10 protein-coding genes and 1 pseudogene are annotated in these 11,606 nt (G+C 59.4%); 4 read left to right on the top strand and 7 right to left on the bottom strand.

Annotated features, from left to right (window positions below; genetic code table 11):
* Window positions 1-391, top strand: a pseudogene (locus tag EN893_RS05220) (NmrA family transcriptional regulator); the annotation flags it as partial.
* Window positions 392-709: 318 nt separating this feature from the next.
* Here EN893_RS05220 and EN893_RS05225 read toward each other — a convergent pair.
* The gene (locus EN893_RS05225) at window positions 710-1,282 is read right to left on the bottom strand and encodes a TetR family transcriptional regulator (protein WP_127269699.1); all 573 of its coding nucleotides are present in this window, start codon (window positions 1,280-1,282) and stop codon (window positions 710-712) included.
* 87 nt (window positions 1,283-1,369) lie between these two features.
* Between EN893_RS05225 and EN893_RS05230 the strand changes: the two genes are divergently transcribed.
* Genes EN893_RS05230 through EN893_RS05240 form a run of 3 tightly spaced genes read left to right on the top strand, consistent with a single transcriptional unit; the run spans window position 1,370 to window position 3,724 of the window.
* Window positions 1,370-2,821, top strand: a complete 1,452-nt coding sequence (locus EN893_RS05230; RefSeq protein ID WP_127273204.1) for an amidase family protein — start codon at window positions 1,370-1,372, stop codon at window positions 2,819-2,821.
* 49 nt (window positions 2,822-2,870) lie between these two features.
* Entirely contained in the window at window positions 2,871-3,404 is a 534-nt protein-coding gene (locus EN893_RS05235; RefSeq protein ID WP_127269695.1) for a DUF302 domain-containing protein, read from the top strand.
* On the top strand, window positions 3,404-3,724 hold the full coding sequence (locus EN893_RS05240; RefSeq protein WP_127269693.1) for an antibiotic biosynthesis monooxygenase: 321 nt from the start codon (window positions 3,404-3,406) through the stop codon (window positions 3,722-3,724). Before EN893_RS05235 ends, EN893_RS05240 begins: the two co-directional genes overlap by 1 nt.
* An 868-nt stretch (window positions 3,725-4,592) precedes the next feature.
* On the opposite strand, the gene EN893_RS05245 is transcribed toward EN893_RS05240, so the two are convergent.
* The 6 genes from EN893_RS05245 to EN893_RS05270 all read right to left on the bottom strand — a co-directional run.
* Complete coding sequence (locus tag EN893_RS05245) at window positions 4,593-5,285, bottom strand: ABC transporter ATP-binding protein (RefSeq protein ID WP_127267179.1); 693 nt, start codon at window positions 5,283-5,285, stop codon at window positions 4,593-4,595.
* Window positions 5,286-5,287: 2 nt separating this feature from the next.
* Entirely contained in the window at window positions 5,288-6,082 is a 795-nt protein-coding gene (locus EN893_RS05250; protein WP_050580513.1) for an ABC transporter ATP-binding protein, read from the bottom strand.
* On the bottom strand, window positions 6,075-7,991 hold the full coding sequence (locus EN893_RS05255; protein ID WP_128361437.1) for an ABC transporter permease: 1,917 nt from the start codon (window positions 7,989-7,991) through the stop codon (window positions 6,075-6,077). Before EN893_RS05255 ends, EN893_RS05250 begins: the two co-directional genes overlap by 8 nt.
* 77 nt (window positions 7,992-8,068) lie before the next feature.
* The gene (locus EN893_RS05260) at window positions 8,069-9,286 is read right to left on the bottom strand and encodes an ABC transporter substrate-binding protein (protein ID WP_127267175.1); all 1,218 of its coding nucleotides are present in this window, start codon (window positions 9,284-9,286) and stop codon (window positions 8,069-8,071) included.
* Window positions 9,287-9,975: 689 nt separating this feature from the next.
* The gene (gene rhaS, locus EN893_RS05265; RefSeq protein WP_024504919.1) at window positions 9,976-10,998 is read right to left on the bottom strand and encodes a rhamnose ABC transporter substrate-binding protein; all 1,023 of its coding nucleotides are present in this window, start codon (window positions 10,996-10,998) and stop codon (window positions 9,976-9,978) included.
* Between the two features lie 64 nt (window positions 10,999-11,062).
* Window positions 11,063-11,606 (bottom strand): MBL fold metallo-hydrolase (locus EN893_RS05270; RefSeq protein ID WP_128361438.1); only part of this gene is annotated, 544 nt, incomplete at its 5' end.

Below are 11,606 nucleotides of genomic sequence, written 5' to 3' on the forward strand. Positions count from 1 at the left end.
CCTCCAGCCGGCGGACAAGACCTTCGCCATGGTGGCGACGAAGGATATCGGCCGGCTTGCCGCCGATCTGATCCGCGAGGGGTGGACCGGCAAGCGGGTCGTGGAACTTGAAGGCCCGTCGCGGGTCTCGCCCAACGATCTCGCCAATGCCTTCGCGTCGGCACTCGGGCATCCGGTGCGGGTGGAGATCGTCCCGCGGGAAAGCTGGGAGGGCCTGTTCCGTGCCCAGGGTACGCGTAACCCACAGCCGCGCATGCGCATGCTCGACGGCTTCAACGAAGGCTGGATCGACTTCAAAGATAACGGACAGAACAGCGTCAAAGGCAAGACACCTCTTGTGGAGGTGATCGCGGCGCTTGTCCGGCAAGCCGCCGCGACCGAGGCCGTTTGATTCCACCCTGAAAACACAGCAGACGGCACGGACATCCGCCGCCGCCCCCCTCGCAACCTGAAAGGAACTATGATGGAACGGCCGTGTAACGAGAATGCGGACACACGACCAACTGGTGCCCCCGAAATTGGCCGAAGCGACCCTTATCGGGGCTATGCTGGAAACAAAGGCTGCCGGCCTAGCTCCTGCGGCTCGGATCGCTATCGGCGCCGTAACCGGCCGTCCTGCACCGACGCTGGGGCGGCCGTCTTCCGTAACGGACGTTCAGCCCGCAGGCCGCGAGTGGGCCGGTCACGGCGCTGTCCAGACGGGGCGCGCCTATCGACGCAGGCGCTTCCTTGCACGTTCAAGGATTTCCTCCGATAGTGGCGTCCCCGACGCGATTCGGGCCAAGGTCATTGCGCCGATCATGGTGGCGTAGTCCACCATGGCTTCGCCGCGGGCCTCCCCAGAAAATCGATCTTCGACCAGCGCGTCGATCATCTCTTCGACGACAGCCACCGCCGCCGCCCGCGTCTTACCTGAGGACCGGGCAGCTTCGCTCCCCAACGCCGCCATTGGACAGGTAGGCGTACCCGCATCGCGATGCTCAGGGGACAGGTAGCGGTCCAACGCAGCGTTCCGCCCCTTTTCTGCCCGGACCTTCCCGAGCATGTCCGCAGATGCGTTGCCCGCAGCGACGAGCGCCTCGGCTATCAGCTGCTCCCTGTTGCGAAAATGCTTGTAGAAGCCGCCGTGGGTGAGGCCGGCGGCAGCCATAACGTCCGAGAGACTGGCCCCGGCGATGCCCGTGCGCCGGATGCAGTCTGCGGCCGCGGTGACGATGGCGCGCCGGGTTTCAGCGGCTTCCTTGTTTGACTTCCTCAACGACGCTTCCTCGCTACCGCTCACGAACGAGCCTTGACAGGTTAGATGTTATATGACATCCAAATAGATGTCATGCAACATCTAACTGATTACTAATGAGAGGAGAGGCTCATGCTGAACCAGCAGACCAGAGCCATCGATGCCAATGTGCCAGAAGCGGTAGAACTCACACGGCTGGGCGTGTCGGGCGCGGCGGAAGCCATTCGCCGGGGCGAGATCAGCGCCGAAAACTATGTTTCTGCCCTTCTCGCCAAGGCGCGGCGGAAAGAGGGCCTGAGAGCTTTCATCACCCTGGACGAGCCTGGCGCCCTCTCCGCAGCCCGCGAAGCCGACAAGGCCCGCGCCAAGGGCGTGAACGCGCCGCTGCTCGGTGTTCCCCTCGGCATCAAGGACAGCTATCTCACGGCCGGCTTGCGCACGACGCTGGGAGTCGGTTCGCTCAGAGACTTCCAGCCAACTGAGGACGCGGACGCCATTGCGACGCTCAAGGCGGCGGGCGCGATCGTGCTTGGGAAGACCAACCTGGTCGAACTTTCCTATGGTTTGACAGGCGACAACGGCCCTTATGGCCAGGTCGGAAACCCGCATGCGCCCGACCATGTAACCGGCGGTTCGTCGAGCGGTTCGGCGGCGGCGGTCGCCGCCGGCCTCGCTCCGGCGACGCTGGGCGGGGACACGATCGGGTCAATCCGCGTCCCCGCCTCCCTATGCGGCGTCGTGGGGTTCAAGCCGACAACCCGCCGCTGGCCGCGCGCAGGGGTCGCGCCGATCTCTCACACACTCGATACGACGGGGGTCTTCGCCCGAAGCGTCGAGGATTGCGTCCTGATCGATCAGGTCGTCACCGGTGCGCCGGCGGCGGAGCTGGACTCTCGCGCCGATCTCAAGGGGACCCGTTTCGCCTTTGCGCCGCGCCAGTACCTGAACCCAGTGGACCCCGAGGTCGAGGCGCGGTTCCGCAACACGCTCCTGCGCCTCGCCGAGGCGGGGGCCGAAATCGTCGAGATCGATCTCGGTGGGGACTTCCAGGCGCTGGCCCTTCGGACCACGTGGAGCCTCTTCTTCCGCGAGACCAAGGCCTCGCTGAGCGACTTCCTGGAGCGACACGCGATCCCCGTCGCCTTCAAGGATCTGCACGTGGGTCTGCGCGCAGGCGTCAAGGACGCCTGGGACCACTTCGTCATACCCGGCGCGCCGGGCTACCTGAGTGAGCAGGCTTATCACGCCCTGACTGCCGACCGCCTGGCGGTGAAGGAACGCATGAGCGAGATTTTCACGCGGCATGGTGCCCACGCGCTGATCTTCCCGACGACGCCCTGCACGGCACCGAGGGTTGAGCGCCAGATGCAATTCACCGTGGGCGGCCAGGCGGTTGATTTCCGGGCATTGGCCAACAACACCATTCCCGCCAGCGCTGCTGGACTACCCGGGCTCAGCCTGCCGATCGGCCTTGACAGCCATGGCCTCCCGATCGGCCTCGAGCTCGACGGGCCAGAAAGCGAGGATCGCGCGCTCCTTGGTCTCGCGGCGCGGGTGGAGAAGGTCCTCAGGGCAAGTCAATAACCTTCTAATCGCTCTCGAAATCCCGCCCCTCATCATTTGGAGACAGCCAATGGCCACCCCCACGGTCGAGACACGCCCGTTCACAAACGAGCACATCACCATCCGATCCGCCAATCCCTTCACCGAGACGAAGGCCAGGCTTGAGAGCCTCGTCCCGCGGATCGACGATGGGATATTCACACTACTGCGATACGGCGAGGCCGAGCGCGCTTTGCGCGAGCTCGAAGCTTCGGCGAACCTGTCGATTTTCGGCTTCCGGGACCATGGCGCGCTGTTGGCGATCGCAGGCCAGAAGCGGCGCTCCATCCAGTATGACATTGGCAACCCGCTTACGGCCTCGAAGATGACCCGCCACCAGCTTTCCGCCGGGATTTACGCACCCATCCGCGTCCTGTTGCGAGAGGACGGAGAAGGCTCGGCGTTCGAGTACGACCGGCCCGCCGCCGTTTTCCGCCAGTTCGGCGACCCGCTGGTTGACGTCGTCGCGCAGCGTCTCGACCAGGAACTGCAAGCCGTGCTGCAAGCTGCGGCGGCCTCAGGTTCTGAAGACGCACAGCCGCACGTGGAAGGAAGGGCTTCGTGATGCCGAAACAACAGCGCCGCGTCATTCTGATCAACACCTTCCGGTTGAAGGCAGAAGAGCCGGCGGAATTGATAGCTCTGCTAACCAAAGTCACAGAAGAGTCGGTCGCGACGGCCCTTGGCTTCGAAGGCGCGACACTGCATCTGAGCCTGGATGGCGAGCGGGTTGTGATGTATGCGCGCTGGCGAAGCCTCGCGGAATATCAGGCGATGCGCGCAGGCAGCAGCTCGATGAGCGCGCTTCGAGAGATCATGGAAACTGTGATTTTCGAGCCCGGCGTGTTCGAGGTCGTACGTGAGTTTCGGCCGCCGGACGTCTGACCTCACGGCCGGGCTTGTTCGTTTAATCTCAACTGAAAACTCCTCCGGATGCGTCGGAACGCTACGTTCTCGCCCTACAACGACTGTCTCCGACCGAGTTCATAGGTGACGCTTCATTGCGGGGGCGAACGTCGGTGTAGCCGACATCTGGCGGAAAGCCGTCGCCGGTAATGGAACGCGTTCCCATGCTCATCCGCCAACGGCGTTCTCAGCCAATCTATGCGGCTGCTTATGACCCACCGTTCCCACAAAGCGGACTGACTGGATTATCCGAAGCCAGGCATTCCTGAGCGACCGCTTGCCCGGAGGAACGAACGGCCGCTTTTGGGGGGATCGATGCCGGTGAGGCCGAACGGCCGATATTGGACGCAAAGCTGCCATTCGGTATGAGTTAAATTCGGGCAGCGAAATAGCTGGATCAGCTTCCTGAATCAAAATGGACGAACCGCTTCGTAAACCACTGACGAATAACGACTGTTTTAGCCTCTGCGGGTCAACTTTGCATATACAATCAATACGTAGAGGGGATGGTTAGCCAACCGGTTTCCTTCATATTCTCTCGTATGGTCCGGCGAACCTAAGACCAAGAAGACAATTAGTTTTTTGGGAGGGGTGCCTCAGTGCAATCCACAGAGAAGATCAATCACTGCATTTTGACCATAACGCTAAGTTGGCTTGGCCCTCGCGCGTAACTCGGCTGTGTCGTTGCGATCGAGATGTCCTGGGACAGCGCAGGCCAGGATCGGCGACAGCGCGCATGAGCGTGCCCCGGCGTTTTCGCGGTCGGGCAGCGGAGCTCGAGGATGGGCGTTGTCAAAGGTTTGATTCGCCATTGCCATCCGGAGCTCGACAACATCCTGGTCGTGCCTCACACTCCGAGGTGATCAAGAAGACTTTGTTGATCTTCGGCCATCTGATGGTTCGTCATTTCTCTGACGATTTTTCCATTTTCGATTACGTAGTACCGGTCGGCGACCTCGGCGGCGAATTGAAGATTCTGCTCGACTAAGAGAATGGTCAGTCCTGTGGACTTGATATCTTTGATCAGTGCACCGATCGCATCGACCACGACAGGTGCCAGCCCCTCTGTCGGCTCGTCGAGCATCAGAAACGAAGCGCCCATGTAAAGGGGCCGCGCTATCGCTAGCATCTGCTTTTCCCCACCCGACAACGACGCGGCCTTTTGCGAGCGCCGGGTTTTGAGGATCGGGAAATACTCATAGATCCGGTCGAGCGGCCAGGCGGTGTCTCCGTTCGCACGGCCGATCGACAGATTCTCGTATACGTTCAGCGTCGAGAAAATTCCGCGGTCTTCCGGCACAAAACCGACCCGCATCTTGCAAATCCGCTCAGGCGAGAGATCGATGATTTCGGTTCCGATGAAGCGGATGCTCCCGGTTCGTCGCGGAATATCGCCGATGATCGACTTCAGCAGCGTGGTCTTGCCGGCACCGTTTCGCCCCACCAACGTTACCACTTCGCCAGTCTGGACAGACAAGTTGACGCCCTGCAAAATATGGCTTTCGCCATAATAGGCGTCGAGATCCGTTATCTCCAGCATGCTCAATGGCGCTTTCCCAAATAGGCTTCTATCACCCGGGGATCCTGTCGGACGTCGGCGTAGCGACCGCGCGTTAGAAGCGCCCCCTGCTGCAACACAATGATCTCATCGGCGACATTTGCGATGACACCGAGGTTGTGCTCCACGACGATGATCATGCGGTCGACGGACAGTTGCGCAATAAGGTCCGTCGTACGCGATACATCTGCCGTCGTCATCCCAGCGGTTGGTTCGTCGAGAAGGAGAATCGTTGGGTGTGCTCCCAGGGAAATCGCGAGCTCCAAGGCGCGTTTGCGGCCATATGGCAGGTCCCCTGCGGGTCGACCGCGCAAAGAGGACGGAATTCCGACCTGATCCAGCAGTGCCGACGCTTCCGGCCGGTGATCCTCATGCCAGTCGATCTTTGCGAAGGCCTTCGTACCCCCGTCTGCTCGGCGCTGCACCGACAGCACGACATTGTCCATGACCGAGAGATTGGGGAAGATGCTCGTGATCTGAAAGCTGCGCACGATACCTTGGCGAGCAAACTGCTCGGCACGTAAACGAGTCATGTCCTGGCCGTTGAACAGCAGCCGACCACGCTTCGGCCGATAAAACCCGCTCAAGACGTTGAACAAAGTCGTCTTGCCGGCCCCATTAGGGCCGATGATGCCGTAAACCGGCTTTCTCTCGAATTTCAGGCTTAAGTCATTGATCGCCTTGAAGCCGCCGAAACTCATCGTGACGGACTGCAGTTCCAGTAGCGGCATCACGGTTCCGCCAGCGCTCTCGCCAATGTTCTGGCCACAATCAGGCATCGGCTGCATCTCCCGTAGCGACAACCCGATCGGGCTTCGATGCATATCGCCTGCCCGAGCCAGACATTTCGGCGGGTGGAACGCGGTCAACGGAATAATGCACGATTTCGCCGAGTATGCCGCGGCGGAACAGAAGCACAATGGTGACGAACAAAATGCCAAGGAACAGGCTGCCGCTGTCCGTTATCGACGAAAGCGGGCTGCGCATCATCAGGACGACGCCGCTGCCAACGAATGGCCCGAAAATGGTGCCTGCTCCGCCCAGAAGCGTCATCATGACCGGCTCTCCGGACGCCCGCCAGCTGACCATCTCGAGCGTAACGAACTGATGGTTTAGCGCATAAAAAGCGCCTCCGATCGAACATACCAAAGCCGAAAACACGTAAGCCTTCACTCGCAGGCTGTATACATTGTACCCAATGCTCATCAAGCGCTGCTCGTTCTCGCGAGCGCCGAGAAGCGCGAGCCCATAAGGCGATTTGAGAAGCCGTAGGATGGCGTAGACCACCAGTGCCACAGCGCCCAGAGATACATAGTAGAAGACCCTATCATCGCCCAGATCCAGCCCCAGGAGTGTCGGCCGAACCAGCCCATGCAGGCCATCCTCGCCCCCCGTAAAGTCGGGAAACTGGTTGATGATGAAATATACGATCGATGCGAACGCGAAAGTGATCATCGAGAAATAGATCCCCTTCTTTCGCGCGACGACCAAGCCGAAGAGGAGGCTGACAGCCGTACTGGCGGCGACACCCGTGAGCACGGAAAGTAGCATCGGGACCCCGAGCTTAACCATCAGAATGCCGGTGATATAAGCGGAAGTGCCCCAATAGGCCGCCTGTCCGAAAGATAGCAGGCCACCGAATGCGAACAGAAGATCGAAACCGAGGGCGAACAATCCCCATAGGATGATATCGGTCGCCAGGACCGGATAGATCACCCAAGGAAGCAGAAGGGCGGCAGCAAGCGCGACCAAGGCGGCAGGCCTGCTCAGGAATACCTGTCGCGCGCGCTCCGTCATCGGTGTGTAGTGAAGCGCGAAATGAGAGATGTCGATGCCCTGGAAGATACCGCCGGGCCGCACCAGCAGCACAACAAGCATAAGGATGTAAATGACTGCGGTGGACGCCGGGGCATAGAAGATCGCTGCGATGGCCGAGACGAGACCGGATGCAAAGCCCATGACCACCGAGCCGGCAATCGACCCCATCCCGCCGGCAACGACCACAGCAAAGACGAAATTGATCATCTCTTCGCCCATGAAGGGTGACACGTTGCGCAACGGCGCCGAGAGCGCCCCAGCCAGCCCGGCCAGAGCCGAGGCAAAGAAGAATGTCCCGGAAATGAGGAGGGGTACGTTCCCACCGAAGCATTTGAGGAGATCGGGCCGCTCCGAGGCCGCCCGGATAAGGGCGCCCAAACGGGTACGCTCCAGCGCGAACCATGTACCGAAACACAAGCCGATCGATACTATGACGACAAAGAGACGATATTTCGGATAGGAGACGAACCCAAGGTTGACGGCACCTTTGAGAAGGTCGGGCACAAGATAGGGCGCGGACGTCACACCGTAGAATATCCGGACGACGTCTTGCATGATCAGCGAGAGGCCGAACGTTAGGATCAGAACATACGCAAGGTCGAGGCCGTAGAGGCGCCGTATAAGCAGCCGTTCCAGCACGATGCCAGTCGTGCCAACAAAGACGGCTGAAACGAGGAAGCCGACCCACAACGAGAGGCCGAATTGAGACCCCAGAACCAACGCGGTGACGGCGCCAAGCATGAACATGGAGCCATGCATAAAATTGACCACGCGCATCATGCCGAAAATGATGCTCATTCCGAGGCTCATCAGCGCCAGGACCCCGCCGCTCACCAGCCCATTGAAGAGCAATATCGCATAATATGACATTAGGTAGAACTCCGGATCCCTGCAGGCCAGATGCGTCCCGGCGACGTCGATAAACCGATTCCGGGAACTATGTCGTCCTACTCCCAGTCGTGCTTGCAGGTGCTGTCCGTCTCCGGATAATACGCCTCGTCACCTGGAACCGAGCCGGTGATATCAAAAAAGTCACTATCGTTCTTCACGCCCGACGCGGGCTTGACCTGACCGACGAAGGTGCGCTTGACCACAAGATGGTCGCTCTTGCGCATGAGCGCGTCCTTCGCGAACATGTCGCTGAAACGTCGGCCTTCAAGGACTTTCGTCACCTTGTCGGGATCGTCGGTGCCGAGTTCCTGGACCGTTTTCAGCACCTGATAGACGGCGGAATAGTTCCCGGCGTGGATGTCGCCGGGATAGAAATTCAGTTTCTCATGGAAGCGTTTGGCGAATTTCCGGGTCTCGTCGTCCAGATCCCAATACCAGATCAGCGCGGCGTTAACGCCAGCCCAAGTGTCTGGGCCAAGAGCTTTGACGTCCGACAGATTCAACTGGCCGGGAACAATCTTTATACCGGCGTCCATCAATCCGAACTCTCGTGCCTGCTTGACCGCGTTGCGCAGGTCCTGACCCGATTCAAGAATGCCGATGGCCTGCGCGCCCGCCGCCTGCGCTTTCAGGAGATAGTTTGAGAAATCATCATTGGGGAACGGCACCATGTCCACCCCGACGATTTCGCCGCCATTCTGCTTGACAGCCTTTGAGAAAGAATCGAGCAGAGATTTACCGAAGGCAAAGTCAGCCGCGATAAAGTACCACTTCTTAGTGCCCTCCTTGGTCATTTGTTTGACTGGGACCGACATGGCTGAAGTATCGTATCCGTAGTGCCAAGTGTATTTACCGCAGGCCTCGTTGGAAAGTGCCATGGTTCCTGGGCTGACGAAAGTCGTCAGAATGTGTCGTTCGTTGGCAAGCTTGGCAACAGCGATCGCGGCCGCCGAGCTCGACACGTCCGTTATCAGATTCACGCCCTGGGAATCGATGATCTCGCGTGCCTTGTTGACGGACAGCGCCGGATCAAGCTTGTTGTCGACGACGATGACTTTTATCGGAACCCCGTTGACCTTGCCACCGAAATCTTCGACCGCCATCTTTGCGAATTCCACATCACCTGGACCTGAGGTTTCTGAATAGACCGAGGAAAGATCAGTCAGCATCAGAATGTTGAACGTGCTGCTCTTCATCTGGGCTGATGTCGGGACAGTACCGGTCAGAGCGATAGCTATTGTCAGGCCGACAGCAGCAAGTGTCTTCATTGGCATTTATTAATTCCTCCTCATTAATATTTGTCGTGTTAAGGCGGTTTGGATCGTGTGAACCAAGGGTTCGGGCGCATAATCGCCGCCAACCAGACTGTCTGGCGATGGCGCAAATGGTAGGGTTGCGGCAACGCTCCTCCCCCACGACAAATATCCGCCTACACCGTGGGCTCAGCCCAATTCTGTGGCTCGGGTTGCTTTTCCAGGGTTTTTACCGCAACTGCCGGCGTGAGGGAGTCTCATATGGAAAACATGTCATCGCGTTTGGAGATGCACGCTGACGGGCTGGCTGCAGCCGGGTACTAGGGTTCGCCGCGTATCGCGGAATCATTTGCGAACTGTTCGCCCTCTCCACGGAGCAATTCCCTTGCACCCTACTGACAAGGCGAATTTCTGTGTCCAGACAGAAGCGCTCTGCGTCGAGAATAAGGTCGTCACGGACACGCCCGTAGCGCAGAAGCTTCAGCCCAGTGCCGCCCGGTAGGAATGCGAACGGCACGATCGGATCGGCATGCCGGCCCAGAGCGCCGAAACTTCCCTTGCGGCAAGTGTCCCCGGGGCAAACTTCGTTCAGATCGGCTGATTAAAAGCCCGCAATCACGACCTCCCGTAAAGCGCGAGAGTTTGCCCGTTGACGAAACTTTGGTTCGCTTCGAGATCACGCACAACCAGGCGTCCGAAACTCCTGACGCTTAAAATTTCGTCGCCCACTCTTCGATGTTCGACTTATCGAATACCAACAGGTCCTTGAGATAAGCGCTGCCGTCCGCCTCTACGGTCATGTCGCCGAGACGACCGATCTTGGTGGTGCTGTTGGCTGCACCGTCGGTTTGCCCACGCGCGAGCATGCCGGCATACATGACGGCCGCGTAGCCGAGATCAGCAGGACTCCAAAGCTGGAACGTATCGGTCACACCGGAAAGCACGTTTGGCTTCATCTCCGAAGGCAGGCCGTGGCCAGTAACAAATATCTTGCCCAACTGACCTGCATCGGTAACCGCCCGGCAGGCGGAGACAATGCCGACGGCGGTCGGCGAGATAATGGCCCTCAAATTTGGGTACGCTTTTATGAGTCCCTGCGCCTCGCGATAGCTCTTGTCCGCCGCGTCGTCGCCATAGACCACGCCGACCAGCTTTAGCTTGGCATATTTCTCCTTCTGCCACTCCTCCTTCATCTTCTCGATCCAGAGGTTCTGGTTGGTTGCCTGCGAGGTTGCCGACAGAATTGCGACCTCGCCTTCGCCACCGAGCGTCTTGCTGATCATGCGCACGTCATTGGCGCCGATTAAGTCATCGTGCGGGGCGTTCACATGCATTATGCGGCCTTCCGGCGCGATCGCAGAATCGAAGGAGATGACCTTTATGCCACGCTGCATCGCCTTCTTGCCTGTAGGGATGAGGGCTGTGGCGTCGTTGGCCGAGATGACAAGAGCGTCGATTTTCTGGGCGACGAGCGCGTCGATGACCGCAATCTGCTGTTCGACGGTCGCTGCGGTCGGACCCGTGTAAACGAGTTCGACATTGCCTAGTTCATCGGCCGCTTGCTGACCACCATCGCGGGTCACGTCGAAATAGCTGATGCCCATGACCTTGACAACCAATCCGATTCGCAGCTTCTGCTGCGCGAAGGCGGGCCGCAAAGGTGCCGTTGACGTAACGCCAGCGAGCGCAGCACCGGACACGAGTTTCAAAAGCCGACGGCGATCCGGATTCATTGCTTCCTCCCATCTAGTTTCAAGAGATCGATATTGGGGCGCTCAACAGAGGGACGCCAAATCGTCAGACAACCGCGCGCCAGACCTCCGGAACGAAGGCATAGCCACCGCCTCGTCGCTCGACATGACCGAAGGCAGGAAAGTCCAGGTGAATGCCGGCTACGCGAAGCCTGTCTGCAGCCGCCATATCCAAGGCACGCCGCCTGGTAGCCACAGCCAGATCGCGGTCTATGTCAAGAATCGTTGCTGCCTGGGGCGCCGTAAATTGTAGATGCGGCATATGAACAATGTCGCCCCAGATCATTACAGAGTCACCGCCGGATTCAATGAGCCAGCCGGTGTGGCCGGGCGTATGGCCGGCCTGTGTGACAGCAATGACCCCTGGCATGACGGGTCCGTCACGAACCGTCCGGATGCGCTCTCCATACGGCCGGGTAGCCCGCCGGAACCCTTCAAAAAATTCCTGCGGTTCGCCATCGGGTGAGCGTGAGGGCGACATGGGATCTCGAAAGAACTGGAGCTCGGCCTCGTTGACGACAAGTTCTGCGTTCGCAAACACAGCCTCACCGGCTTCATCGATTAACCCATTGATGTGGTCGGGATGCATG

Origin of the sequence: Mesorhizobium sp. M7A.F.Ca.CA.004.04.2.1 (genome assembly GCF_004022825.1) — a bacterium.
Taxonomy (GTDB): Bacteria; Pseudomonadota; Alphaproteobacteria; order Rhizobiales; family Rhizobiaceae; genus Mesorhizobium.